The sequence below is a fragment of the Acinetobacter sp. YH12094 genome (genome assembly GCF_013419295.1).
In the GTDB taxonomy this organism is placed as follows: Bacteria; Pseudomonadota; Gammaproteobacteria; order Pseudomonadales; family Moraxellaceae; genus Acinetobacter; species Acinetobacter amyesii.
In genome coordinates, this window is the sequence record NZ_VPAK01000012.1 from 62,156 (window position 1) to 88,415 (window position 26,260).

The window sequence follows — 26,260 nt, forward strand, 5'->3', positions numbered from 1 at the left end:
GATTGTCTGACAAAAAGTATCTTCTGAAGATAATGAAATGTCCTGTATTGCTAATCACAATGCAGGATTTTTTTTGGATACTGAATACATCAGATGTGTACTCGATCACATAAAAACAAGGATAGGTCATGAAATTACTCTCCCGCTTGAGAACCACAAAACTTGGATCATCAATCGAATATAAAATTAAGCCACGTAAAGTGAAATTTGAGTGGCAAGATACTCAAGTTGACTGGGTGCCTAACCAACCTTTTGTCAGCTATTTTATTAATGAAATTAATATGATCTTACCGGCAGGTGAGTTTTGGTTTTGCCGTCTGTATAACAAAGTATTGCCACAAATTAGAGATGAAAAATTAGCAGAGGACGTTAAAGCATTTATCCGCCAAGAAGCTATGCATGCTCAGGCGCATAACTCTGCTAATAAAGAATATCTATCTCAGCGTAATATCAGTATTCAACGCAACCTTGAAATCATGGACTTCCTCTTTGGCAAACTGCTTGCGGATCAACCTTTAGGGTTCAACGTACCCAAAGCATTGGATCATCAATGGGATCTCTTTCGTTTAGGGGTGATTGCAACGGTTGAGCACATGACCTGTGTACTAGGTAAATATGCTTTATACAACAAAGAGTGGGAACGCCTCGGTGCCGATCCGAATATGCTCGATCTAGTAAAATGGCATGGTGCAGAAGAAATTGAGCATCGTACCGTGGCCTTTGATTTGTATCGTCATCTCGGTGGGGGCTATATTTCTCGCTATTATCAAAGTGTGATCGTGATTGCAGCCGTACTTGGTCTATGGGTCGATGGTGCAGCACATATCATGCAGCAAGACGCGCGCTATGCATCGATTAAACCTGCCGTATATAAACCGTGGATTTGGCGTGAATGGGCGCGTATCGCGCAAAAAGACAATCGCTTATTGCCACATCCGCTTTGGCTAGTGTCACAGCAATTGGGGTATTTAATGCCTTGGTACGATCCTGTGCATGAAGCGAAAACTGAAGATGCGATTGCTTACCTCGACAACTCTCCTGCTGCAAAACGTGCCGCACTGAAAGTTGCATAAACACCATTTAAAATCTGTATTAAGCAGGGTTCGCCCTGCTTTTTTTTGTGCTCACTTCCATTACGCTCTATTTTTTTATTGAGCAATCAACAAACTTAAGATGAATAGGGTCGTCATAAGTTCGAGGTTTAAAGTATAGTTCTTCCGAACTCCCTATTCTCTTTAAAATGCATTTATACTCAGCCTCATCCTAAAATAAAAATAAGCCATTCAGGAGCATCTCCCTGCACGCTCACATCTCCGTCATCACACTGGCCGTGAAAGATTTACACTCTGCATTCGCGTTTTATCAGGACGGTTTAGGCCTTAATAGCGCAGGGATTATTGGGACTGAATTTGAACATGGCGCTGTGGCATTATTTGATTTACAACACGGTTTAAAGCTCGCACTCTGGCCACAATATAGCCTTAGTCATGACACAGAAATCAGCACTTCAGCGTTTTGTCCAACGCAAATGTCTCTTGGACATAACTTTAAAAGTCCCGCAGCCGTCGATCAAATCATGCACCAAGCCCAACGCGCAGGTGCAAAAACAATTAACCCCGCACAGCCCACGTTTTACGGTGGTTATACAGGCTATTTTCAAGACTTAGATGGGCATCTGTGGGAGATCGTCTACAACCCACATTTTAGTTCTTTATCTGCTTAATTCGACAACGCAGGTTCATCTACATCTCGCGTATGACGATCAACCACCACGCTAATCATCATATCACCCTGTACATTCACCACAGTCCGTACCGTATCTAAGAGTCGATCTATCGGCAGCAATATCGCAATCGCTTCTGCAGGGAGTCCGACTGATTGTAAAACCATAATCATCGTCACCATTCCAGCGCTTGGAATACCCGGCGCGCCGAGTGACGCAATCATGGCGGTTGCACAGACAATTAACTGCTGACCCAAGGTTAAATCTAAGCCCATCAAGTTGGCAATAAACAAGGCAGCAGCAGCTTCATACAGCGCTGTACCATCCATATTCAACTGTGTGCCCAATGGAATCACAAAACCTGCTGTTTGAGGACGTACGCCTAAATTTTCCTGCGCACATTTCATCGACAGTGGCATCGTTGCTGAACTTGAACTAGTTGCAAAAGCAGTGATTAAGGCAGCTCGTGTTCCTCTAAAAAATGTCAGTGGGCTCATTTTCCCAAAAATCCATAGCAGCAGAGGTAACACCACTGCCCCATGGAAAATCGTCGTGCCAGTGACCACCGCAGCAAACTCCGCGAGGCGACTCAACACCGAAATATCTTCGGTAGCAATCAATTTAGCCAATAATGCAAAAATACCAATCGGTGCAAGCTTCATCACCCAGCCGATGATCATCATCATGATGTCGAAAAATTGCTGACTGAGCTTTCTCACACTTCGGAACTTTTCACCGCCTTTGACCAAGGCCACACCGAGAAATAGTGAAAACACCACGACTGCGAGTACGTTGCCATCACTAAAGGCTTTAAACGGATTAATCAGTGTATTTTGAATAAAATTGGTAAAGAATGAACCTGCTGTGAGGGTGTCAGGACTTTGATGCTGTTGCATTGCATCTTGGAACATGACGATGTCCACGCCCTGCCCGACTTTAAAAATATGCGCGCATGCTAGACCCAAGATCAGTGCCAAAGTTGTGGTAGTGACACAGCACGCTAAGGTAATTTTCCACGTTCGACTCAGCTGACCACCCGCTTGTAAATTCGATACCCCCACCACGATCGAACTAAAGATCAGCGGAACCAAGATCATTTTCAGCAAACCAATAAAAATACTACTGGCAATCCCCAAGCCATACAGGCTGGCGGATAAAAACTGCGTCTCTGGAAACTGAATTAATAAAAACCCAAATGCCACACCCAATATTGCGGCAATTAAAATCTGCGTATTTAAGCTCATTGTGCCTTGCATTTATCATCCTTTATTCAGGCACTATGCCATGCGCCCCACCGGGAATCGAGGAATTTTTTGTCACATGTACTGCTGCAATTCTGCAAAGCACGAATTCAGCCCCATTCAACGTATACTGTAACCTAACTAGATAACTCCATTCTGCAATTAAGTTCATACAAATAAATGATGGACATAAAAAAACCGAATCAGAAGATTCGGTTTTTTCCAGTATTCAGCTTTTACGACTTAACACATAGTGCTCAAAGCTTATTGGGTTTCAATTTCGCGTAAACGGATCAAGCCTTCTTGTGTCGTACTACAGACCAACTCACCGTTTTGCCACATGCGACCGAAATTTAGACCACGTGAACTAGCACTGACGGTGGCATCCATGTCATAAAGCATCCACTCATCCACACGGAATGGCTTATGGAAATACATGGCATGGTCAATACTCGCACACTGCAAACTTGGTGATAAATAACTTAAACCATGTGGACGTAGTGCAGTCGTCATCAGCGTAAAGTCTGAATAGAATGCCGCAATAGCCTGATGTAAAGAGATGTCATCAACATCGGCAGCAATCGTATCATGGGTACGAATATAGTGTGCATACGATGGCGCAGCAGGCTGCGGTTGGTACGGGTTTTGTGGATCAATCGGGCGAATTTCTACGTGACGGTCGCGCATAAAAGACGCACGGACGTTTTCAGGGACAAACTCCACCATCATTCGTTTCAGCTCTGCTTCAGATTTTAAATCTTCGACGGCTGGATATTCTGGCTCTGCAACTTGGTAGTTCAACCCGTCTTCTTGCTCTGCAAATGACACCATACACATAAAAATGGTTTTACCATGTTGAATCGCACGAACCTGACGACTCACAAAACTGCGTCCATCGCGAATACGATCTACTTCATAAATGATTGGTGCACTGATATCACCGCCAAATAAGAAATAGGCATGTAAAGAATGAGCAGGTCGATCTGTCGTATAAGATGCCGCACGTAGCGCCTGACCTAAAACCTGTCCACCAAAGACACGTTTCCCGACCAAATTTCGGCTTTGCCCACGAAAAATATTTTCTTCTAATTTTTCAAGGCTGAGTAAATCAACCAACTCTTGTGTTAAGGCATTCATAACAAACCTATCTATCATTCGGGATTAAGCTAATGCAGGCAACATCAACAGATGTTTAAATATATTTTCCATTTTGCCATAAATCCAGACTAAAACCCTAAAGATTCGCTGACTGATCTGTCACCTTGCTGATGCAATATAACTGCTAAAAATACGTTTTTTAACGATAAAATCTTACAATATCTATGCAATTTGTCAGAAAATGACATACAGTTTTTAAGTACAATTACGCAGAATAGATTCCCCTCAGAATCTCTGTGGTTTGGTCATGAAAAGTAGGAGTTTGTATGTCCAAGAGCGGCTTTGGTCAGATGTATCGAAAGCTTTCGAGTAAACTGCTTGACCTTGTGGTAACACCGCATGTTTTAGGTGAAGTCCCTGTAGAACCTGTAGTGACTGAAACCGATACAGATACCGGCGTACAGACAACGAAAATTACCTGCTACGTTCTGCAAAATCATTCACGGAGTAATGCTTTAATTGTCGATGGTGAAACCCGTCGTTTAAAGCTACACCCTGCACTCGACCCAATGACAGTGGGTACGCAAACAGAAAAAGCATCTGTGGTGTTTTTACAACATCATGATGAAGACAACTTACTCAATCCACCGCCACATGCCTTTCCACCTCGTTTATTGCGTTTAATTGAGGTTTTGGAAAAAAATCCTGATGCGGATGTTGAGCTCGTTCCTGTAACCGTGCTGTGGGGTCGTGAACCCGATAAAGAAGATTCTTGGTTTAAATTATTATTTACCGATACATGGTCTACACCAAGCAAAGTGAAGCAGCTGGTCAATATTGGTTTGCACGGTCGTCAATCGTACCTTGAATTCCATGAACCACAGTCTTTGCGTCGTTTGGTTGAATATGCCAAAACTACACATCCGAACCTGTCACCTGCGACTTATATTGTCAGCACACTGAATGATTATTTAGATGCACAGCGTGAAGTGGTTTTGGGGCCGGATTTATCTGACCGTCGTAATGTGATGCACGGCCTGATCAAATCTACGGATGTGCAAGATGCGATTCGTCGTGAAAGCATTCGCAGTAAAATCAGTATGGTTGAAGCTGAACGTCGTGCGATTGGTTATTTAAATGAAATCGTTTCTGACTATTCTGCATCAACAGTACGTTTTGCTGACTTAGCACTGACTCGTCTGTGGACACAGCTTTATGATGGCGTCGAAGTGCATAACTTCAGTACCGTTCGTGAACTGGCCAAAGACTATGAGATCATTTACACCCCATGCCATCGTAGTCATATCGACTATTTATTATTGTCATATGTGATCTATAAACGTGGCTTGATGGTGCCGTACATTGCTGCGGGTGATAACTTGAACATGCCATTTGTCGGGCAAATTTTACGTGGCGGCGGCGCGTTCTTTATTCGTCGTTCATTCCGTGGCAATGGTCTCTACACCACCGTATTTAAAGAATACCTCTACAGTATTTTGGCGCGTAATACGCCGCTGGAATACTTCATCGAAGGTGGGCGTTCACGTACCGGTCGTTTATTACCACCGAAGACCGGCATGCTCGCCATGACTGTCCATGGTCATTTACGCAATCCAGCCAAACCAATCGTGTTCTTACCGACCTATATTGGTTATGAGCGTTTAATGGAAGGTGCGACCTACGTTGGCGAAATGAATGGTAAGCCGAAAGAAGGCGAATCGATCATTGGGATTATGAAAACTCTGCGTAAGATCGAACGTATTTTCGGTAAAGTTCATTTGAACTTTGGTGAGCCAGTTTTCCTTGATGATATGCTGAAAAAGCACAATGCAAGCAACATCAAAATCGAGAAGAATGACGATCCAATTCCGCCAGAAGTTTCGGATGCCATTAACAGTTCTGCACACGTGATTTTAGAAAATATTAACCGTGCAGCAGTGGTGAACCCAGTTTCATTGCTTTCACTGATTTTATTGGCAACATCTAAACACACTTTAGATGAAGAGATTTGCATTAAGCAGTTAGATACCTATCGCGATCTTTTAACTGCCTTACCTTACGATGAGCGCATGCAAGTGACACCGCTGTCAGGTAAAGAAATCATTGCTTATGGTTTAAAACTCAAGCTGATCAAACGTGTTAATCATGTCCTTGGCGATATTATTGCCATTGCTGATAATCAAGCGGTGCTGTTAACCTACTTCCGTAACAACATCCTGCACGCATTTATTTTGCCATCACTCATTGCTGCTTTGGTTGAACATAATGGTTCTATTCGCCGTGGTGATTTGATTAATGTCATTCGTACACTGTATCCGTTCTTAAAAGCTGAGTTATTCCTCAAATGGAATAATGAAGAGCTTAAAGATCAGATCTGTGCGTATGCAGAAGTACTGATCAAAGCTAAACTGATTTCTGAAGATACAGAAGGCAACCTGATCTCCCCTGCGCCTAACTCAGAGCAGCACAATCAGTTAGTAGTCTTGGCTGCACCTGTAATGCAAAGTCTTGAGCGTTACTACATGACTTTGGCTTTAATTACACAACGTGGTTCGGGCAATATCTCTACGCGTCAGGTTGAAGAACTCAGTCACTTGGTTGGTCAACGTCTATCTGTGTTGTATGAATTTAACTCGCCAGAGTTCTTTGATAAGGCCTTGTTCCAAAGCTTTATTAAAGTCTTAACACAACAAGGTTATATCAGCACCAATGAAAACAACGCCATTGTGTTTGATGAAAATTTCCAAAATGTTGCGCAATATGCCAACCTCGTTTTGGATGATGTGACCCTGCAAATGTTGCAGCACATTACGACCTTTAGTGATGAAGAGTTAAAAGAAGCACTTGATAAAGTTGCTGCGGAACAAGCCAAAAAACGCTTGAAACGTAAGAAGAAATAAACCGTTTTGATTTTTTCGCTATAAAAGTGGAAGAATATAAGCAGAATCAGGGACAAGTTGTAAAAGGCTTGTCTCTGTTCATTAGAGATAATGAGCTTTAAATTTTGGAATCTTCATTTTTTTCAGAAGAAAAATTAAAGTAATTATTTACTATGTATCTTAAAGCATAAAAAAACTCTACAGCCTCTTTCATTGTTGGAAGTTCATAATCAATGTCATGAGTTAATGCATTTCTTCTTATTGTTAAACTTGATATTTCATTCAAAATATCATTTGGAAGCTTCCCCTCCCATTTTGCTACTTGTTTCTTATTATATGGACCATCACACGAAACCATAAAATCTTTAAAAATTTCAAATTGTTCAATCATAATCAACTTTGATATTACAGGCTCAACCCTCGATTGATGCGGTTCAAGCTTTGATGTAGGTATCTGTGTTTTCCCCGTATTATGAAATTGATTATCTAAAACAACTCCTGCTATTGCACGCATATAAATACTTGATCTCATACAATATGGCTGGCTCCTATCCATATCTTTCTGATTTGCTCCCAATGACAAATAAGGGCCTTCCTTCCAAGCAGAATTATCTTCTCCCATATATTCCCATCCCATCATTTTTTCAGCAGAACGTGCTTGATCAAAGGTCATGACAGCATCACAAATAGCACTTGTGGAAAGCTTAATATAATCAATATAGCTCGACATAAATCCCCTTATAGTTAACTGAATTGAATTATTCTTTATAAATAAATATTAAAGCACCATTTGTTTTTATCAAATAAACTCAATAATTATTTAAATTCAAAATCTAAATACCCCAAAATACTCAACACTCCAACTTAAAACCACTCTCCATCATCCGCGTTGCATAAATCTTTTTACCTGTTTCTACTTCGCTCTCTAAAACCAATTCGGGTAAATGCATAGCTCTTTGTAATTCCAAGATCCGCTCATGTAATGGTTGAGGTTGTTTATTAGAACAAATATATGATTTCTCAGGATGTTCCACGTGAAGTAGATGACACAGAAATTTTGCCAAATCATCGATATGTATTCGATTGGACCAATGGATATTGGGATAGCGATGAGTCGTTTCGGCCAGTTTCTGCATTCGTTTTGTCGATGTGCCATAAATCCCTGATGGACGTACAATCACGCATTCGGTAGGAAATGCTTGTGAGTAGCGATGCTCCATTTCGCGTAACAACATCCCCTGCTCATCGATCGGTTGTGGCACAGTGTCATCATCAATGCGCTCCCCCGCATGCTCACCATAGACACGAGTGGACGACACCACGATTAAACGTTGTATTGGATGACTTGCTAATGCTTGAACAATCGGCTGTACAGAATCGACATAAGTGTATCGATAAGCATCCACAGCATTGAATTGAGCATGACGTGCAGAAGCCAAAAGAACATAGACAGCATCAATCGGTTGAACCTGCGATAAATCCAGTTGGTGAACATCTTGGATTAAATGTTCTGCAAAATCATCCTCTTTCGCACTACGACTCACTGTGGTAATTTGGTGACCTTGCTGAAATAATTGTTTAGCAACACGTTGCGATGTTTTACCATAACCGATAAATAGAATATGCATCAAACGACCTATTCTCAGAACTGATCCATTTAGATCATATAAACCGAAGTTGAGGGGACATGGCTTCCGTCCATCAATTGCAAGGGGTTGGCAATGCCGCCGCTGCTTTACTTGAAAAACTAAATATTTTCACGACAGATGATCTTTTGTTTCATCTGCCACGCGACTATGAAGATCGTAGCACGATCATCCCCATGAACCAATTGACCGTGGGTCGAAGTTATTTACTGGAAGGTACAGTCAAAAGTATCGACTTTCCACCCGGAAAGCGTAAATCGATGGCCGCCCTACTGGATGACGACTGTGGCAAAGTTACTTTACGTTTTTACCATATCTACAAAGGCATTACTGATCGGGTAAAACCGGGCAATCGTTTACGGATTTTTGGTGAAGTCCGTGTTGGTGCTCGTGGCTTAGAAATGTATCATCCTGAACTACAGGTGATTACTGAACACACGCCTTTACCACAAACCCAACTCACTGCGATTTACCCCGCAACCGAAGGCTTAACACAGCCCAAACTACGTGAATACGTCAAACAAGCACTACAGTTATATAGTGATGACTTACCTGAATTACTGCCAGAAAAATTCACCAATGGCTATGCCCTAAAACAGGCGCTGGACTATATTCATCACCCCCCTGTCGATGCCAATATGTTGCAACTCAGCCAAGGTTCTCATCCTGCACAGCAACGTTTAATTTTCGAAGAATTGGTTGCCCATCAGGTCAGTTTGCTCAGCCGCCGTGCTTATATTCAACAAATCGAAGCACCGTCATTCTCTGCAAGTAAGAACTTCACCAAACAACTTTTAAGTACGCTGCCATTTGAAATGACCGGCGCACAAAAACGTGTGTCCAAAGAAATTGCAGTCGATCTGAAAAAAAACAAACCTATGCTGCGACTCGTACAAGGTGATGTAGGTGCAGGTAAAACCCTAGTCGCAGGCGTTGCAGCCTGTCATGCGCTCGAGGAAGGTTGGCAAGTGGCCATGATGGCGCCGACAGAAATTTTGGCCGAACAACATTATCTAAATTTCAAAAAATGGTTTGAGCCTATGGGTCTAACTGTGTCTTGGCTTTCCGGCAAACAAAAAGGGAAAGCTCGAGCTGCTGCAGAACAAAGTATTCAAGATGGTTCAGCCAATTTAGTGGTCGGCACACATGCTTTATTTCAAGACAATGTACAATTTGCCAAATTGGGTTTAGTGATTATTGATGAACAACACCGTTTTGGCGTCGATCAGCGTTTGGCGCTACGAAACAAAGGTCTCAATGGCATGACACCGCATCAACTGGTGATGACGGCAACCCCTATTCCTCGTACCTTGGCGATGTCGGCTTATGGCGATTTAGATACCTCCGTCATTGATGAACTGCCACCCGGTCGTACACCGATTCAAACAGTCACTATTCCACTTGACCGTCGTGAAGAAGTGCTACAGCGGATTGCCAGCAATTGTGCTGAAGGTAAACAAGCCTATTGGGTCTGTACCTTAGTTGAACAATCAGAAACTTTAGATGCTCAGGCCGCTGAAGCGACTTTTAATGAAATTAAAGAACGCTTTCCAGACCTCAATATTGGTCTGGTTCATGGCAAAATGAAGGCCGATGAAAAACAATCAGTGATGCAGCAATTTAAAAATAATGAATTGCAATTACTGATTGCAACCACAGTGATTGAAGTCGGTGTTGACGTCCCAAATGCCTCGATCATGGTAATTGAAAATGCAGAACGCTTAGGGCTTTCACAATTACATCAGCTACGTGGTCGTGTAGGGCGTGGTGCCAAAGCCAGTTTCTGTGCTTTGCTGTATAAAAATCCTTTATCGCAAAATGGGCAAGAGCGTTTACGCATCATGCGTGAAACCAATGACGGCTTTATTATTGCTGAAAAAGATTTGGAAATTCGCGGCCCTGGTGAACTTCTCGGCACCAAACAAACGGGAGATATGGGCTTTCGTGTAGCCAAATTGGAGCGAGATGACCATTTACTCAATCAGGCACACTATGTGGCTCAACAAGTCCTAAATGATTATCCTGCACAGGCTCAAGCACTTTTAAAACGATGGCTGCCTGAAGCACCCCGTTATGCCTATGTATAATTAGGATGATGTTTCGATCATCCTAAAAATAAGATTGGCTTTAACCAATAAGCTTGTCGAACAGGTTTCTGTGGTGTTGTGATTGCACTTCACCACAAACTGTGCAGAATACTCAAAAAAGAATGATTAGAATAAAAATATGCTCCAATCTATCCAACACTTCATCCAAAAAGGGATGCAGAGCTTTTCCCCTTGCCTACTCTGTAGTATCGATCGACAACAACATCATTCGCTTTGTATTGACTGCTGGGAACAACTGCCTTGGTTTAAACAAATGGTTAATCGCCATGAACACAGCATCTCTTGTGCCTTTCACTATGATTTTCCAATAGATCGCATCATCCAAAGCTATAAGTATGAGCAACAATTGCAGTATCAAAATTTACTGGCACAGAGCCTTTTAAGCATGCGCTTAGCTCGAGTTCAGGCCATTGTTCCCATGCCTATTTCAGTTGAACGCCTCAAGGACCGTGGATACAACCAAATGCTGCTCGTTGCACACATGATGGCAAAGCAATTGCGCATCCCTGTTTGGCAACCAGTGATTCGTCAAGCACAGCACGCTCAAAAAGGTTTAAGTCGACTAGAACGCCTAGAAAATATCGAACAGCAATTTATTATCGACCCAACTGAAAAACGCCGTTTCCGTAAAGTCCTCATCATCGATGATGTGGTGACCACGGGGAGTTCAATCCATGCATTAAGTACGCTGTTACATCAGCTACATTGCACGCAGGTATATGCCGCATGCATTGCTGCGGCACAGCCTTAGTTTCAAACATCAACCACTATAAAGAAACTGAGCAATCGAAGCGGTTTAGCTTTCAACAAGAGATCGCGCCTGCTGCTTCACCCAAGGAATCACCACCTCACGTGTTAAAGGTGCGAGTTTTGTTTGTGTATCATCTAAGCTGACCCATTGCATCGCTGCAATTTCCGCATCAATTTTCGGTTCACCTTGCAACTGGACCAGATAGACATAACTCACCAATAGATGATCGACTTCGTTCGCAGCAGCCGTTTCAAAACGACCAATGAATTGCTCAATCTGCGCAGCGCAACCAATTTCTTCCTGAATTTCACGTAGCATGGTGATTTCAGGAGCTTCATTGGGTTCTAATTTTCCACCTACTTGCATAAAGAATGCCGTGTGTTTTTTACGAACCACTAAAAGTTCATGCTGTTCATTTAAAATAATGGCTGCGGCAACAGTGATAATTTTCATCTATCTTGTTCCAAATCGGCGATAAAGGCTGTACGTTCAACCATGCCCCATTTCGGCTCTGGCGCAGTGAAATGTTGAAACTGCTCAACAATCGTTTCAATATTATCTTCTGCAATTAAGCCTTCGATAAAACGCGGATGGGTAAAGCCTTTTTCTGCAGTTGTTTTTAGAAAATTCAATAAATCGTCATAAAAACCATCTACATTGAGAAAGGCACATGGCTTTAAATGAATGCCCAATTGAGCCCACGTCCACTGCTCAAAAATTTCCTCTAAAGTCCCTGCTCCACCTGGAATCGCTACAAATCCATCCGAGAGTTCAGACATTTTGGTTTTCCGTTGTTGCATATTTTCTACCACATGCAATTCGGTTAAATCGGGATGTGCCAATTCTTTATCGACCAAGACTTTTGGAATCACCCCAATGACTTGCCCACCTGCATGCAAAGCACTATCTGCCACAACCCCCATCAAACCTGAACGACCACCACCATAGACCAGTGTGATGCCTTGTGCCGCCAAATGACGACCGACTTTTTCAGCCACCTGTAAATAGGCAGGATTGTTACCAAGGGCGGAACCACAGAAAATTGCGATAGATTTCATTTATAATCACCATCAGATCAGGAACGCTATGCTGGAAAAATCAACTTTAAACAGATTTTTTCATAAATTAAGCATTAGAACAGTGTTTTTCAGCAAATCCTTGTCTAAAATACACCCATTCATTTTTAACTTACTGCGTAAGGGGAAAAGACAACATGCTTGAAGCCTTTTACGCCACAGAGCGCGGTAGCCTGGAAGATGTCACCATCAATGGTGACTTCGATTTACATCAGGATTTAGTCTGGCTCGATCTCATTGCCCCGTCTCAGGAAGAGCAGCAATGGATTATGGATGCCTATGATCAAAATTTACCCACATTAAAATCATTAGAAGATATTTCGTCGAGTGCACGATTCTACCGTGATGACGATGGTATTTTGCACATCAGCACCTATTTTTTAACGAAAAATAAAAATTTTCAGGTCGATGGCGAACCCGAAGAAAATGCCAGCACCTTAGCTACCGTGCAGACAGTTGCCTTTATTTTGCATAAAGAGCGCTTATTCACTTTACGGGGTGAAAAGCTTGTGGCTTTCCGTGCCTTTCGTGCCCGTGCGCGTCGTAATGACTATGAAATTGACTATAAAGATCCAACTTGGATTTTATTGGGTCTTTTAGAAGCCAAACTCGATGAGCTTGCGGATATCTTGGAAGATATCCACAAGGACTTAGAAAAGTATTCCACAGAAGTGCTGAATAACCGTCATCGTGAGATGATTTTAGACTTAGATGACATGATTACCCGACTTGCGCATTTAGAAGATATGCTCGGGAAAGCTCAGCTGTGTCTGATCGATTTACGTCGTGTTCTCACCTTCCTGTCACGTCCTCGGGCCTTGGGCAGTCATATTTATGATGCCGACATCCGAGAACTCAGTGAAGACGTACGTTCTCTTGTTGAGCATGATGCGTTCTTATTCCAAAAGGTTCGATTCTTACTGGATACCACTTCTGGGTTCATTAACACCGAGCAGAACGATACGATTCGTCGATTCTCGATTTTACCGAGTATGCTTGCGCCACCGATGTTAGTGGCTAGCGTCTATGGGATGAACACCGATGTACTGCCATTCGCACATGGTACAACCAGTTTTATCGTGGTCAGCTTAATCATCGTGGCATTCTTTATTGGCCCATTGATGTACTTCCGCTGGAAGAAATGGATTTGATCCTTTCCTATTGCGTAGACTTGCGAGAGTTTCTTGTCCCGCTAAAATAAAAAAAAGCACCTTACGGTGCTTTTTTTAGATCAATTGCAAGTCATGCTCAAGATGACAGGCTTGAATAATCTTCATCATTTTTTCAGGGACTGCTTTAAACTGTAAACCTTGCGCTTTTGGCGTTTGACGTAACCAACGAACCAAAACAGCTAAAGCCAAAGTACTGCCATGCTCAAGCTCAGCAAGATTGACCACTAAGGGAAAAGCTTGCTGTTGTTGAATCAATTTCAAGCCGTCTTGATAGTACAATTCGGCATTGTTGTAATCGATTTTGCCTGAAACCATCAATTCTTGTTGATGAAGTTTAATCACACATCACCTATCTTATTTTTTCTTGTCCAATGCTGCATCAGCATCAGGTTTGAAGTTCGCAATTGCTTTATCAATGTTACCGCCATTACGTTTTACAGTTGCCGCAAACTGATTACGGAATTGTAAGCCTAGGTCGATACCCGAAACGTTGATATTACGGATTTTCCATTGTGAACCTTTATCCGCCAACTGGAAAGAGACTGGAATTTTTTCACCGTTGTTATGGAAATCAATCGTTACAACAGGGTTCTTACTGTTCGATGCTTTATAAGGACGCATGCTATATGTTTGGTTACTAAACTTAGCAAAAGCTGAACCATAGTTTTCGATCAGTGTTGCACGGAAGTTACGTTCAAACTGCGCACGTTGAGCCGCTGAGCTGTATTGATTCGTTGCATAAGTACCCATCACGATACGTGTGAACGCTTGTGAATCGATATACGGGTCTAAGTTTTGACGAACAATCGTTTTCACAGCCGCAGGGTTATTTTGTAGTTTTGCGTGGTCTGCTTTTAAACGTGTAATGAGGCCATCAGCCACTTTTTTTACAAATGCAGGTGGTGCTTCGCTTGGAGCAGCAAAAGCTGTACCTGCCATCATAGTTGATAAGATACTTGCTGTAAGCGTATGTTTTAACAATGTGTTCACTTAATTTCTCCTAAAAATTATTCAACAAATGCAGGTTCTTCTGCCGTTGTTGTGTCAGCAGCTTCTGTTTTTTGTTCAGCATCTGCTGTGTTGTCAGATTTGTTCCCTGCACCACCGGTCACAAATTTAGACACCAAATCTTCGATTTCCATCGTACCTTGGGTATTACCAATTTGGTCACCACGTTTTAAGAAGTTGACACCACCACCCGGTACAATTTTCAAATATTTCTCGCCCAATAAACCATTGGTTGCCACCATAATGTAAGCATCTTCATCGATATTGGTGATGGATTTCATGTTAGCAATCAGTTGCTGTTCCATTTCTTTTTGTTTCGCAGGTGTCGCTGCTTCATAGTCTGATGTGTAACGCAGTTCTTCGAGTGCATTCTTTTGCACTTCTTTTAATTGTTCTGCATTGTAAGAGGTTAATGAGCCATCCATAATCAGATGTGCTGTCACTAAACGCGTCACAGGATCGAGTTTCAACGATTCCACTTGACCAACTTTGACACCACTTAAGGTAACTTTAGCACGGGGTTTAATCCCGTTTACATTTTCAAATGTCGCGGTCAATTCATAACTGTCTTCGATGTTATTGCCGACCAAACCACTCACACGCATCGCCAAGAAGAAAATAGCGATAGCAAACAGAATGACAAAAAAACCGACGGCCAGTTCACTCGTACGTGATTTCATTAAATACCTCCGAACATGACCGCAGTCAACACGAAATCTGAACCTAAAACACACAACGAAGAATACACGACAGTACGTGTGGTCGACGTTGCAATACCTTCTGAAGTTGGGACACAGGCATAACCCTGATAGACCGCAATCCAAGTACAAATTAATGCAAAAACAAAACTTTTGATGATGGTGCCATTAAAGACATCTTTAAAGAATTGCACACTGTTCTCGATGCCACTCCAATAAGAGCCTTCATCTGCACCCAGAAAATCAACACCCACCAATTTACCGCCCATGATGCCGACCGCAGCGAAAATCACCGACAACATTGGCAAGCTAAAAATACCGGCCCAAAGTCGAGGCGAGATCACTCGTTTTAATGGATCGACCCCGATCATTTCCATACTCGACAACTGCTCAGTGGCTTTCATCAAACCAATTTCAGCCGTCAAAGCAGAGCCTGCACGACCTGCAAAGAGTAAAGCCGCCACCACAGGTGCAAGTTCACGCAGTAACGTCAGTGCAACGGCGGTACCGAGCATTGCTTCACTACCAAAGGTCGACAGAATGCTATACATTTGCAAACCCAGTACCGAGCCAATAAATAAGCCAGATACCACAATAATCAGTAATGAAAGCACACCAACACGGTACATCTGATAAATAAACAATTTCACGCCAAGTAAAGTCGGCATGGAAAAAAGAATCTGCAGCAACATAATGGTTGCTACGCCGATTCCTCGAACACGTTCAATGACGCGTCTACCTAATGCGGCAATAGCATTCATGAACGAACCTCATGATTTAAATAGGGCTGATGACTGAATTGATAATCGACCGGACCTTCTACCGAACCCGTCAAGAACTGCTTCACAAAAGGCGAGGCATGTGCTTTTAACTGCTCAGGTGTTCCCTCGCCCTGCACTTTCCCTTCAGCCACCACATAGATGTAATCTGCAATTGATAATGTTTCAGCCACATCATGCGAGACAATAATCGTAGTTAAATCTAAAGCTTCACGTAGCGAACGAATCAAGCGAGTTAAAACCCCCATCACAATCGGGTCTTGCCCTGCAAAGGGTTCGTCATACATGATCAGCTCAGGATCGAGTGCAATTGCACGGGCCAAAGCCACACGACGATTCATACCACCCGATAGTTCAGAGGGCATCATTTGTTCTGCACCACGTAAACCAACCGACTCTAATTTCAACGCAACAATTTCAGCGATCAAATGCTCTGGCAACTTGGTATGGGCACGAATTGGAAAGGCTACGTTTTCATATACCGACATATCGGTAAATAATGCACCGCTCTGAAACAACATCCCCATACGCGCACGCGCAGTGAAGAGCTCCTGACGTGACATTTGTGCAATGTTTTGCCCATCAAGCAACACCTCTCCATTATCGGGAGTCAATTGACCACCAATTAAACGTAGTAAAGTCGTTTTACCTGTACCAGATGGACCCATAATTGCAGTGATCTGACCACGACGAATTTTTAAACTGACATTGTCATAAATGACGCGCTCTCCTCGCTTAAAACTCAGGTTTTTCACTTCGATCAGTGCCTGAGTCTGAGAAGACGTTTGATTATTCATAGCTGAGGATTTTCCTGCATTTTTTTCAGCATGCATACTATAAAGGATTGAAGTTTAAAATGTTACCATTGCATGAGCGCATATCCCTGCATTCCATCAGGTAAATTGTTTTTTATTATTAATGCGATTTTATAGAGGATGTTTTCAACCCAATAGAAGAATTTAGTTAAAATAATTGTATATATAGTAAACGATATTACACAATAAGAGTGTCAAACCGATATAAGGCATAAGTACCTCGATCATCACTGTACGCATATTTGCCAACGCGTTTCCGTTCATATTAATTATCATTAAACACATAAAGTTTGATCAAGTATACATTTTTCTGATTAAAAAGCTAATTTAAATCCATAAAAAAAAACCGGTGTTTCCACCGGTTTTTTCGATATTTCTTTCAAAATTCAATTAGTCATTGAATTTACGACGTGGACGGTCTTCACCGAAAGTGCGTTCGCCACGTGGTTTATCATCACCGAAACGTTTTGGACGGTCATCGCCGAAACGTTTTGGACGATCTTCACCAAATGAACGTTGAGGACGGTCACCGTTGAATTCACGACGTGGACGATCTTCACCAAATGAACGTTTTGGACGATCGCCATAACCTTCACGAGCTGGTTTGTAATCTACACGGTTACCACGGTTGTCATCGTTAGAACGACGGTCAAAACCACCTTCACGACGTGGACGATCGCTGTTAAATTCGCGACGTGGACGATCTTCAAAACCGCCTTCACGACGTGGACGATCGTTGTTAAATTCACGACGTGGACGATCTTCGAAACCGCCTTCACGACGTGGACGATCGTTGTTAAATTCGCGACGTGGACGATCTTCGAAACCACCTTCACGACGTGGACGATCGTTGTTGTATTCGCGACGTGGACGATCTTCGCCACCGAATGAACGACGTTCGCCATCACGGTTGCCTTCACGACGTTTGAAGTTTGATTCACCTTCAAAACGACGACCGCCACCGAAGCCACCGCGACCACCGCGACCACCATCACGACGACCACGACCGCCATCACGGCTACCGCGTGCAGGAGGTGGAGATGGCTCAAGACCTTCAATTTCAGACACATTTAAACGTGCATCTAAGAAGTCTTCTAAAGCACGGATTTTACCGCGTTCACGGTAAGTCGCTAAAGTAATCGCGTTACCAGTACGGCCCGCACGACCTGTACGACCGATACGGTGTACATAGTCTTCGTTCTTCATTGGAAGACCGAAGTTAATTACGTGAGAAATAGTTGGTACGTCTAGACCACGTGCAGCAACGTCAGTCGCAACTAAGATTTTTGCACGACCTTCACGAATGCTACGTAAACGACGGTTACGTACAGTTTGTGGCATTGCACCATGAAGAGCGACAACTGAGTGACCTGCTTCTGCAAGTTCTTCAGCCAACATATCTGTATCTTCTTGAGTAGATGCGAATACAACTGCTTGATCTACAGACTCATCAGATAACCAGTGAGTCAAAAGTTTTTTCTTGTGTTCGAAACCGTCAGTCCAGTGAAGAGTCTGAGTAATGTCAGTATTTGTAGAGTGACCAGTTTCAATCGCAATACGCTGTGGATCATTCATCATGCGTTCTGCAAGTGTAATGATACGCGGCGCAAATGTTGCAGAGAACATTAATGTTTGTTTACGGTTAGCAGCCAAGTCGCTGATCGCTTCTAGGTCTTCAGAGAAACCTAAGTCAAGCATACGGTCAGCTTCGTCAACGATTAACGCATCAACGTTGTCTAGTTTAATTTGACGACGGTTCACCAAGTCAAGTAAACGACCTGGAGTCGCTACGACAACTTGTGCACCTTTAAGCTGTTGAATTTGTTTACCGAAAGGCATACCACCCATAATTGCAGCAATACGAACACCTTTCATATGACGTACTAAAGCAATTGCGTCTTGGCTAACCTGTTGAGCCAATTCACGTGTAGGGCAAAGTACAAGAATAGACGGTGCAGTTACCGCTTTCATGCGCTCTTTGAAAGACATCAAAGTGTCTTGACCAGCCAAAGCATTCACAGTTGGGAGTAAGAATGCAGCAGTTTTACCAGAACCAGTTTGGCTTGATACAAGAAGGTCTTTACCTTCTAATGCAGCTGGAATTGATTGTTCTTGCACTGGAGTCGGAGTAGTAAAACCTAGACCTTGTAATGCTAGTTGTAACGACTCATGTAAAGGAAAATCAGCAAAAGTTTTGCTCATAGAGTATTTCACCCCAAAAATGGGTGCTCCATTAAAAATATAAATTCAGATGGACATCGGCAAAAAGCGGCACAGCAAAAAACGCTGAAAATATAGAATCAGCGGCGATCCGAGAACGACGATGTGTATAACGCACACATGATTACAGCCGCAACCTGAAGGAATCGCTTAGCGATTGGGTGGGGCGCGAAATATCGTCCTCTCTTTGGACCGGAACGCGCATACACAATGATAGAAGAGAATGTTCAGGTAATGAACGAAATTTAGTGCGTGCGGCGATTATAGCAGAAAGTTTTTAAATGTCACCTGTTTTAGTCAACTTCAGAATGTTTTTTGTAAGAAGCTTTAAATTATAGGTGTTTAAGCCTTTATTTTTGACCGATTAGACAAAAATAAAGCCCTCATAAAGAGGGCTTTATTTCATTATTCTGTCAATAAACTCGAACTAAGCGTTCTATTATTTAGCAGCTTCACCCCAAGCTGGAACAACAGCTTGCATAAGTGGTTTAAGCATTTTCATAGAACATGCAAGTACTTGACCATTGTCCATTGAGTCGTTACCACCACGAGCATCAACCACAGTACCACCCGCTTCTTTTACAATAAGTTCACCCGCAGCGATGTCCCATGGTTTCAAACCAAGTTCGAAATAACCATCGAAACGACCTGCAGCAACATATGCTAGATCAAGAGCAGCAGAACCTGAACGACGGTATTGAGCACCGGCTTCAGTCACATTTAACAATGAGTTGAAATGGTTTTTCGCATAAGAAACCACTTCGCCATTACGAATTTTACGATACGCATGACCCACTGAAAGGAACGTGTTTTCTAAGCTGTCTCTTACATTTACACGAATACGGCGTTGGTTCATCATCGCACCGCGACCACGGCTTGCAGAGAACAACTCATCTTTCACAGGGTCATAAATAACACCGTGCTGAGTTACACCTTTATGTTGAACTGCGATAGAGATGCAGAAATGTGGAACACCATTAACGAAGTTTAATGTGCCATCAAGTGGGTCGATGATCCAACACCAATCAGCGTCGTGACCTTTACCTTCTTGAAGACCAAACTCTTCGCCTAGGAAACTGTGATTTTTATAGCTTTTACGTAGGGTATCGATAGTCAATTGTTCCAAATAACGGTCTACACGCGTTACTGGACCATCAATTCCTTTTTCTTCGACTTGTAGATCGAGTTTATGACGATTTTGATGCGCTTTTAAAAGCTCTTGACCAACTAATTGAGCCGCACGCGCAGCCATAACCACCATAGGTTCCATTGAACACCCACTACAAATTTGAAGATACTGATAAAGAATAATGCATAAAAGCCCTTATATCTTATCAAATATAAGGGCTTTTAGGGAAAAAATGTTTCTAAAAATTAGAAATTCAGCAAACTACAGTTGACTTATGTTTTATCCAGCTTTGTGTCACAGAAGTGATAATGCCTTCAGCATCTAGTCCAGCTTGTTGTAGCATTTGAGCATGTGTCGCCTGATGCATAAATTCATCTGACAAACCTAAATTCAGCATCGGTTTAACAATACTAGCCTGCGCTAAATATTCATTTACCGCACTGCCCGCACCCGCCATGACTGCATGCTCTTCAACTGTCACAAATAGTTGCGTACTTGCTGCGATTTGATCGATCAACTGTGTATCTAATGGCTTCACGAAGCGCATATTAATCACACGTACAGCCACATCTAGCTTTGTCGCTAAAGCCTGTCCTGCCTCTAGTGCCGCTTGAACACGACTACCGAAAGCCAGAATAGAAATGGTGTCATCTTGCTGATCATTGAAGTTTGCAAGAATTTCACCACGGCCAATTTCAAGCTCGGTCATCTCTTGCTGAATCTTAACACCCAGTCCATTACCACGTGGGTAACGTACCGCCGCTGGGCCTTTATACAAATAAGCCGTATGCAACATTTGACGACATTCATTTTCGTCTTTCGGCGCCATGATCACCATGTTTGGCACGGTACGCATAAAGGCATAATCATATGCACCGGCATGCGTTGGGCCATCTTCACCAACCAAACCTGCACGGTCGATACCAAATGTCACATCAAGATTTTGCAAAGCGACGTCATGAATCAGTTGATCATAACCACGTTGTAAGAAGGTTGAATAGATTGCAACAACCGGTTTTACCCCTTCACAGGCCATCCCCGCAGCCAAAGTCACCGCATGTTGTTCTGCAATGGCAACATCAAAGAAACGCTCAGGAAACTGCTTGGCAAATTGCACCATGCCTGAACCTTCACACATCGCTGGGGTAATCGCCAATAAACGATCATCCTGTGCAGCTTCATCACATAACCACTGACCAAAAACATCTGAATATTTCGGTGCAGTTGCCACTGCAACGGGTGCATTCACTTTACTGATGGCATGGTATTTGATTTGATCTGCTTCGGCAGGTGCAAAGCCTTTACCTTTTTTGGTATAGACATGCACTAAACGTGGGCCTGTGCGTTTTTTTAAGGCTTCAAACACATTTGTTAATTGTTCAACATCGTGCCCATCAAAAGGACCAAAGTAGTCAAAGCCAATGGCTTTAAATAAGTTATCTGCAGCATCGGTCGCAGCACAATGTAGGCGTGAGTTATACGCCCATTCAGGATGAGGTTGAATATAGGCTTCGCCATTTTCAGAAATATTCACCGATTGACCACTTTCCCAAATCGCAGCCAAATGCTTGGCAAAACCACCGGTACTGCATGAAATCGACATATCGTTGTCGTTCAATACCACCATAAGGTCAGCATTGTGTGCCACCGCATCGTTCATGGCTTCAAAAGCCATGCCCGCTGTCATCGCGCCATCACCCACGATTGCAACCACATGACAGGGATCTTGCTTGAAGCGACGTGCCAATGACATCCCAAGACCAGCAGAAATCGCTGTTGATGAATGGCCTACGCCAAAGGTGTCAAATTCAGATTCTTCACGGGCAGGAAACGCAGCCAAACCATCTTTGGCACGAATCGTCACTAATTGTTCACGACGACCGGTCAAGGCTTTATGCGGATAGGCTTGATGACCCACATCCCAAATCAGACGATCACGTGGCGTTTCAAAACAGTAATGTAATGCCACGGTTAATTCGATCACCCCAAGATTGGCACCAAAATGCCCACCACTTTGTCCGGCCGCATACAAAATAAATTGACGTAACTCATCCGCCACTTGCTCTAATTGGCTGCGCTCGAGTAAACGAAGTTGTTGAGGATGGTTAATCGTATCCAGCAACGGTGTTACAGGGCGTTGAGATGGTATTTCTTTATACAGCATAATGTGGCAAAGCCTTCTAAAGCCTGGCAAATTCCTAAGCTCGGTCTAAATGGGTAACTCGATCATATCGTCGAATTGTATCACCTTACAATCAGCCAAACTTGTAGCGATGTAATTTTTAGCAATGATCTCGTTGGGGAGATTTTGAATGAGTCAGATTATCCTGAATAATCTTCCTATTTATCAACTATTATCGTTCGCTTTATACAAAAAAGAAAATGTTCTGCATAAATTCGTCGTTGCAATTCTACCAATGTCCAAGCATTACGCTATACTTTAGCCAATTTATAATCGAATAAACGGGTTAAGCAGTGCCTATAGAATTTGTCGCAACGTCAAGATTACCGACCGCTTTTGGTGAATTCAATATTACGGTTTTTCAGGATCCTGAAACCGGTGAAGAACATGTCGCACTCTCTAAAGGACTAGAACAAGCTCCCACTGAACCTGTTTTAGTACGTATCCACTCCGAATGCCTGACTGGTGATGCCTTTGCTTCACTCAAATGTGACTGCGGCCCACAACTTCAAGCCACCCAAAAATTAATTAATGAAGCGGGTCAAGGGGTGATTTTATATTTACGCCAAGAAGGTCGCGGTATTGGTTTAACCAATAAAATCCGTGCTTACGCTCTACAAGACCAAGGCCATGACACAGTCGATGCTAATTTATTATTGGATCTTCCTGCTGATGCACGTCGTTATGATATGTGTCCTATCATGTTAAATCATCTCAACATTACTGCGGTGCGTCTCATTACCAATAACCCGTTAAAAATTGAAGCGCTACAAGAACAAGGGGTGAATGTCGTTGATCGTGTTCCGCTGACTGTGGGTTTAAATCCCTTTAACGAACAATATTTAAAAACCAAACATGATCGTATGTCGCATATGTATCAAAAGGATGATTTTTAAAAATCCTTTAAATTCTCCATAAATTAATCCCTCCAAACCTCTCTTTACAAAAGGGAGGCTTCCCCCTCTTTATTAAAGAGGAGTTAGGGAAAATTCAAATCGTCATCGAAAAAATACGATTTTCAGGAACACGACGTTTTAATCGTAAATCAAACGCCATGCAGATATTGCGAACAAAAGGCTTGCCTGCATCACTCACCTGAATGTGCTGATCAAAAATCTCGAGCAAGCCATCTTCTTGCATTTCAGCCAATTGCGCTAATACTTCATCAAGCTCAGGAAATTGCATTTCTGGACCTGCCCAAGAAGTTTGGAAGGTACACATCAAATTGAGAATATGTTTACGAATGATTAAGTCCTCATCTGTCAGCACATGCCCCCGATAGACTGGAATTTCATTCACTTCTAAACGTGCATAATAGTCTTCAATTTTCTTTTCATTTTGTGCAAAGCTGTACCAACTATCACTGATCGAAGATAAGCCGAGACCAATCATCACTTGGGTTTTCGATGCGGTATAGCCCATAAAATTACGGTGCAAACTGCCCTGCTGAAAAGCTTGATACATCGGATCTTGGGTTAATGCAAAATGATCCATCCCAATTTCATGATAGCCCTGCGCCAGTAGCTGTTTTTTACCTTCTTCATAGCATTGACGCTTTAAATCATCTTTCGGGACATCGGCATCTTTAAAACCACGCTGACCATTGCCCTTAATCCACGGCACATGTGCATAGCTATAAAAGGCTAGACGATCTGGCATCAAACGATTGGTCTGTTCAATGGTATGCAACACGTCGTTTAAATCCTGAAATGGCAAACCAAAAACCAAGTCATGCGAAATAGAGGTATAGCCAATATCACGTGCCCACTGTGTCACTTGTTCAACATGTGCAAAGGGCTGAATACGGTGGATGGCTTTTTGCACCTTCTCATTATAATCCTGCACTCCATAACTTACGCGCCGAAATCCAACATCGTACAAGGCTTGTAAATGCTCACGTGTGGTATTGTTCGGATGGCCTTCAAAGCTAAATTCATACGCATCGGCAATATCAGCATGCACTAGAATGCCTTGAATCAACTGGGTGAGATGCTCAGGAGAAAAGAAGGTAGGCGTTCCCCCGCCCAAATGAATTTCTTTAATTATTGGCCGGTCGACCAAGAGCTGACAATATAAGTCCCATTCTTTCAGCACCGCCTGAATATAAGGCAGCTCCATCTCATGTTTTTTTGTGACTTTTTTATGGCAGCCACAAAACGTACATAAGCTTTCACAAAATGGTAAATGGATGTACAGGCTGATGCCTTCGCTGTGATTGGTCTCATCAAATGAACGCTTCAATCCCTGTTTCCACTGTTGCAATGAAAACTCAGCTTCCTCCCAATACGGCACGGTTGGATAACTGGTATAGCGTGGACCTGGTACATTGTATTTTTGAATTAAAGAACTCGCCTGCTGAGACATCGATGCACCATTTCAATCAATGAGATTCAATTTAAATCTACCTTATGATTATTGTGCTGAGCTTCAGATGTGAATTCAACCTAGCAAATTTGTCGGAATAGGCCCAATTTCAGCCGGAGCAATTGCTGCTAACTCTGCATGATCTTTTTATTTAATCACTAGATTTCCAGATTGAAAGCAAAGATCCGATGCTGAGTATCGGGAAAAATGCCTTAAGTTTTCACGTAATTTATGTTTTGATGACACTTATCTTTAAATTATTTTAATAAAGGTCACCATGCAGAATCCAACTTCAGCCGATATTCAACGTGTAGATGAATTCCTTCGCGATTTACAGGCACGGATTTGTGCCGCATTGGAACAGCAAGAACGTGCTGGTGGCGGAAGTGCCGAATTTGCGATCGATGACTGGGAACGCCCTGAAGGTGGTGGTGGTCGCTCACGTGTTCTTCAAAATGGAACGGTGATTGAAAAAGGCGGCGTGATGTTCTCGCACATTAACATTTCAAAATTACCCGCCTCTGCGACTGAACGCCATCCCGCTATTGCAGGTGCAAAAGCGCAAGCCATGGGCGTGTCGTTGGTAATTCACCCGAAAAACCCCAACGTCCCAACCTCACATGCCAATGTGCGTTTATTTGTCGCCGAAAAAGAAGGACAAGATCCGATTTGGTGGTTTGGCGGTGGTTTTGACCTCACTCCATTTTATCCAAATGATGAAGATGTCTTGTCTTGGCATCAAACTGCCCATGATCTTTGTGCCCCATTTAGTGATACACTCTATGATGAACATAAGAAATGGTGTGATGACTATTTCTATCTCAAACACCGTGATGAACAACGTGGTGTGGGTGGTTTATTCTTTGATGATCTCAACCAATGGGACTTTGAAACCTGTTTCAAATATATGCAGGCCGTCGGTAATGGTTATTTAGAGGCGATTTTACCAATCTTCCAAAGAAACCAAGACAAAGCCTATACCGAAGCACAACGAGACTTCCAACTTTACCGTCGTGGTCGTTACGTTGAATATAACCTAGTGTATGACCGTGGCACCTTATTTGGCTTACAAACTGGTGGGCGTATTGAATCCATTTTAGTAAGTATGCCACCTTTGGCGGGCTGGTCGTATCGTCCTGAATGGGAAGAAAATTCTCCAGAGAAAAAGCTCACCGACTTTTATTTAAAACCGCATGATTGGCTTAATATATTGAAATAAAATAGATAGACATGTATTTGCCTCTGTCCATCAGGGGCTTTTGATTGCCTTTTAATTAAAGTATTTGTATTTCTAGGTAATATCTTGATGCATAAATAAATTTTTTAAGCATTTACTTTGTAATCAGATTGCTCAACAATGACACATCTTTT

The 26,260-nt window shown here is 42.6% G+C and carries 23 protein-coding genes; 8 read left to right on the top strand and 15 right to left on the bottom strand.

From position 1 onward, the window contains the following. Positions 1 to 128 precede the first annotated feature (128 nt). Complete coding sequence (locus FTU34_RS10770; RefSeq protein ID WP_180035658.1) at positions 129 to 1,073, top strand: metal-dependent hydrolase; 945 nt, start codon at positions 129 to 131, stop codon at positions 1,071 to 1,073. Between the two features lie 224 nt (positions 1,074 to 1,297). Further along, positions 1,298 to 1,723 carry a VOC family protein gene (locus tag FTU34_RS10775; RefSeq protein ID WP_180035689.1) on the top strand — a complete coding sequence of 142 codons (426 nt, stop codon included), beginning with the start codon at positions 1,298 to 1,300 and terminating at the stop codon, positions 1,721 to 1,723. Here the strand turns inward: FTU34_RS10775 and FTU34_RS10780 are convergent. Continuing rightward, entirely contained in the window at positions 1,720 to 2,979 is a 1,260-nt protein-coding gene (locus tag FTU34_RS10780; protein ID WP_171525930.1) for a dicarboxylate/amino acid:cation symporter, read from the bottom strand. The two genes, FTU34_RS10775 and FTU34_RS10780, sit on opposite strands and share 4 nt — an antisense overlap. A gap of 249 nt (positions 2,980 to 3,228) precedes the next feature. Continuing rightward, the gene (locus FTU34_RS10785; RefSeq protein WP_180035657.1) at positions 3,229 to 4,101 is read right to left on the bottom strand and encodes an acyl-CoA thioesterase II; all 873 of its coding nucleotides are present in this window, start codon (positions 4,099 to 4,101) and stop codon (positions 3,229 to 3,231) included. A gap of 287 nt (positions 4,102 to 4,388) precedes the next feature. On the opposite strand from FTU34_RS10785, the gene plsB reads away from it, so the two are divergent. Then, positions 4,389 to 6,962, top strand: coding sequence for a glycerol-3-phosphate 1-O-acyltransferase PlsB (gene plsB, locus FTU34_RS10790; RefSeq protein ID WP_180035656.1), 2,574 nt, complete (start codon positions 4,389 to 4,391; stop codon positions 6,960 to 6,962). A 97-nt stretch (positions 6,963 to 7,059) separates the two neighbouring features. Here the strand turns inward: plsB and FTU34_RS10795 are convergent, their stop codons facing one another. Both FTU34_RS10795 and FTU34_RS10800 read right to left on the bottom strand, forming a co-directional pair. Then, on the bottom strand, positions 7,060 to 7,671 hold the full coding sequence (locus tag FTU34_RS10795; protein ID WP_180035655.1) for a hypothetical protein: 612 nt from the start codon (positions 7,669 to 7,671) through the stop codon (positions 7,060 to 7,062). Positions 7,672 to 7,792: 121 nt separating this feature from the next. Continuing rightward, on the bottom strand, positions 7,793 to 8,569 hold the full coding sequence (locus tag FTU34_RS10800) for an NAD-dependent epimerase/dehydratase family protein (RefSeq protein ID WP_180035654.1): 777 nt from the start codon (positions 8,567 to 8,569) through the stop codon (positions 7,793 to 7,795). 59 nt (positions 8,570 to 8,628) lie between these two features. Between FTU34_RS10800 and recG the strand changes: the two genes are divergently transcribed. Continuing rightward, entirely contained in the window at positions 8,629 to 10,674 is a 2,046-nt protein-coding gene (gene recG, locus FTU34_RS10805; RefSeq protein WP_180035653.1) for an ATP-dependent DNA helicase RecG, read from the top strand. Between the two features lie 139 nt (positions 10,675 to 10,813). Further along, a complete protein-coding gene (locus FTU34_RS10810) occupies positions 10,814 to 11,446 on the top strand; it encodes a ComF family protein (protein ID WP_180035652.1) in 633 nt (210 codons plus the stop codon). A gap of 45 nt (positions 11,447 to 11,491) precedes the next feature. Here FTU34_RS10810 and FTU34_RS10815 read toward each other — a convergent pair whose 3' ends face one another. Continuing rightward, positions 11,492 to 11,899: an NUDIX domain-containing protein gene (locus FTU34_RS10815; RefSeq protein WP_180035651.1), complete on the bottom strand. Its 408-nt coding sequence runs from the start codon at positions 11,897 to 11,899 to the stop codon at positions 11,492 to 11,494. Next, positions 11,896 to 12,504 carry a TIGR00730 family Rossman fold protein gene (locus tag FTU34_RS10820; RefSeq protein ID WP_180035650.1) on the bottom strand — a complete coding sequence of 203 codons (609 nt, stop codon included), beginning with the start codon at positions 12,502 to 12,504 and terminating at the stop codon, positions 11,896 to 11,898. The genes FTU34_RS10815 and FTU34_RS10820 overlap by 4 nt, the downstream gene beginning before the upstream one ends. 155 nt (positions 12,505 to 12,659) lie before the next feature. Here FTU34_RS10820 and FTU34_RS10825 point away from each other — a divergent pair, with 155 nt between their 5' ends. Continuing rightward, entirely contained in the window at positions 12,660 to 13,673 is a 1,014-nt protein-coding gene (locus tag FTU34_RS10825) for a CorA family divalent cation transporter (protein ID WP_078189297.1), read from the top strand. A gap of 75 nt (positions 13,674 to 13,748) precedes the next feature. Here the strand turns inward: FTU34_RS10825 and FTU34_RS10830 are convergent, their stop codons facing one another. The 8 genes from FTU34_RS10830 to dxs all read right to left on the bottom strand — a co-directional run bounded on the left by FTU34_RS10830 (position 13,749) and on the right by dxs (position 22,507). Then, a complete protein-coding gene (locus tag FTU34_RS10830; protein WP_218945760.1) occupies positions 13,749 to 14,009 on the bottom strand; it encodes a lipid asymmetry maintenance protein MlaB in 261 nt (86 codons plus the stop codon). A gap of 39 nt (positions 14,010 to 14,048) precedes the next feature. After that, a complete protein-coding gene (locus FTU34_RS10835; RefSeq protein WP_078189299.1) occupies positions 14,049 to 14,684 on the bottom strand; it encodes a phospholipid-binding protein MlaC in 636 nt (211 codons plus the stop codon). 17 nt (positions 14,685 to 14,701) lie between these two features. After that, the gene (locus tag FTU34_RS10840; RefSeq protein ID WP_180024337.1) at positions 14,702 to 15,382 is read right to left on the bottom strand and encodes an outer membrane lipid asymmetry maintenance protein MlaD; all 681 of its coding nucleotides are present in this window, start codon (positions 15,380 to 15,382) and stop codon (positions 14,702 to 14,704) included. Further along, entirely contained in the window at positions 15,382 to 16,161 is a 780-nt protein-coding gene (gene mlaE / locus FTU34_RS10845) for a lipid asymmetry maintenance ABC transporter permease subunit MlaE (RefSeq protein ID WP_078189301.1), read from the bottom strand. The genes FTU34_RS10840 and mlaE overlap by 1 nt, the downstream gene beginning before the upstream one ends. Beyond that, positions 16,158 to 16,976, bottom strand: a complete 819-nt coding sequence (locus FTU34_RS10850; RefSeq protein ID WP_078192847.1) for an ABC transporter ATP-binding protein — start codon at positions 16,974 to 16,976, stop codon at positions 16,158 to 16,160. Before FTU34_RS10850 ends, mlaE begins: the two co-directional genes overlap by 4 nt. A 408-nt stretch (positions 16,977 to 17,384) precedes the next feature. After that, positions 17,385 to 19,196 carry a DEAD/DEAH box helicase gene (locus FTU34_RS10855; RefSeq protein ID WP_078189302.1) on the bottom strand — a complete coding sequence of 604 codons (1,812 nt, stop codon included), beginning with the start codon at positions 19,194 to 19,196 and terminating at the stop codon, positions 17,385 to 17,387. Between the two features lie 457 nt (positions 19,197 to 19,653). Next, a complete protein-coding gene (locus FTU34_RS10860; protein ID WP_180035649.1) occupies positions 19,654 to 20,484 on the bottom strand; it encodes an inositol monophosphatase family protein in 831 nt (276 codons plus the stop codon). Between the two features lie 112 nt (positions 20,485 to 20,596). Then, the gene (dxs, locus tag FTU34_RS10865) at positions 20,597 to 22,507 is read right to left on the bottom strand and encodes a 1-deoxy-D-xylulose-5-phosphate synthase (protein WP_180035648.1); all 1,911 of its coding nucleotides are present in this window, start codon (positions 22,505 to 22,507) and stop codon (positions 20,597 to 20,599) included. Positions 22,508 to 22,818: 311 nt separating this feature from the next. Between dxs and ribA the strand changes: the two genes are divergently transcribed. Next, on the top strand, positions 22,819 to 23,421 hold the full coding sequence (gene ribA, locus FTU34_RS10870; protein ID WP_168379100.1) for a GTP cyclohydrolase II: 603 nt from the start codon (positions 22,819 to 22,821) through the stop codon (positions 23,419 to 23,421). Between the two features lie 94 nt (positions 23,422 to 23,515). Here ribA and hemN read toward each other — a convergent pair whose 3' ends face one another. Next, positions 23,516 to 24,889: an oxygen-independent coproporphyrinogen III oxidase gene (hemN, locus tag FTU34_RS10875; RefSeq protein WP_180010508.1), complete on the bottom strand. Its 1,374-nt coding sequence runs from the start codon at positions 24,887 to 24,889 to the stop codon at positions 23,516 to 23,518. A 277-nt stretch (positions 24,890 to 25,166) separates the two neighbouring features. On the opposite strand from hemN, the gene hemF reads away from it, so the two are divergent. Continuing rightward, positions 25,167 to 26,108, top strand: a complete 942-nt coding sequence (hemF, locus tag FTU34_RS10880; protein WP_180035647.1) for an oxygen-dependent coproporphyrinogen oxidase — start codon at positions 25,167 to 25,169, stop codon at positions 26,106 to 26,108. Positions 26,109 to 26,260 lie beyond the last annotated feature (152 nt).

Bases quoted from the DNA above. Each gene is read 5' to 3' on its own strand.
- FTU34_RS10780 (WP_171525930.1), bottom strand. From the start codon at position 2,979: ATGCAAGGCACAATGAGCTTAAATACGCAGATTTTAATTGCCGCAATA.
- FTU34_RS10860 (WP_180035649.1), bottom strand. From the start codon at position 20,484: ATGGAACCTATGGTGGTTATGGCTGCGCGTGCGGCTCAATTAGTTGGT.
- mlaE (WP_078189301.1), bottom strand. From the start codon at position 16,161: ATGAATGCTATTGCCGCATTAGGTAGACGCGTCATTGAACGTGTTCGA.
- FTU34_RS10825 (WP_078189297.1), top strand. From the start codon at position 12,660: ATGCTTGAAGCCTTTTACGCCACAGAGCGCGGTAGCCTGGAAGATGTC.
- FTU34_RS10850 (WP_078192847.1), bottom strand. From the start codon at position 16,976: ATGAATAATCAAACGTCTTCTCAGACTCAGGCACTGATCGAAGTGAAA.
- FTU34_RS10840 (WP_180024337.1), bottom strand. From the start codon at position 15,382: ATGAAATCACGTACGAGTGAACTGGCCGTCGGTTTTTTTGTCATTCTG.
- hemN (WP_180010508.1), bottom strand. From the start codon at position 24,889: ATGTCTCAGCAGGCGAGTTCTTTAATTCAAAAATACAATGTACCAGGT.
- FTU34_RS10800 (WP_180035654.1), bottom strand. From the start codon at position 8,569: ATGCATATTCTATTTATCGGTTATGGTAAAACATCGCAACGTGTTGCT.
- FTU34_RS10770 (WP_180035658.1), top strand. From the start codon at position 129: ATGAAATTACTCTCCCGCTTGAGAACCACAAAACTTGGATCATCAATC.
- hemF (WP_180035647.1), top strand. From the start codon at position 25,167: ATGCAGAATCCAACTTCAGCCGATATTCAACGTGTAGATGAATTCCTT.
- FTU34_RS10785 (WP_180035657.1), bottom strand. From the start codon at position 4,101: ATGAATGCCTTAACACAAGAGTTGGTTGATTTACTCAGCCTTGAAAAA.
- FTU34_RS10820 (WP_180035650.1), bottom strand. From the start codon at position 12,504: ATGAAATCTATCGCAATTTTCTGTGGTTCCGCCCTTGGTAACAATCCT.
- dxs (WP_180035648.1), bottom strand. From the start codon at position 22,507: ATGCTGTATAAAGAAATACCATCTCAACGCCCTGTAACACCGTTGCTG.
- FTU34_RS10830 (WP_218945760.1), bottom strand. From the start codon at position 14,009: ATGGTTTCAGGCAAAATCGATTACAACAATGCCGAATTGTACTATCAA.
- FTU34_RS10795 (WP_180035655.1), bottom strand. From the start codon at position 7,671: ATGTCGAGCTATATTGATTATATTAAGCTTTCCACAAGTGCTATTTGT.
- FTU34_RS10855 (WP_078189302.1), bottom strand. From the start codon at position 19,196: ATGAGCAAAACTTTTGCTGATTTTCCTTTACATGAGTCGTTACAACTA.
- FTU34_RS10810 (WP_180035652.1), top strand. From the start codon at position 10,814: ATGCTCCAATCTATCCAACACTTCATCCAAAAAGGGATGCAGAGCTTT.
- recG (WP_180035653.1), top strand. From the start codon at position 8,629: ATGGCTTCCGTCCATCAATTGCAAGGGGTTGGCAATGCCGCCGCTGCT.
- FTU34_RS10815 (WP_180035651.1), bottom strand. From the start codon at position 11,899: ATGAAAATTATCACTGTTGCCGCAGCCATTATTTTAAATGAACAGCAT.
- plsB (WP_180035656.1), top strand. From the start codon at position 4,389: ATGTCCAAGAGCGGCTTTGGTCAGATGTATCGAAAGCTTTCGAGTAAA.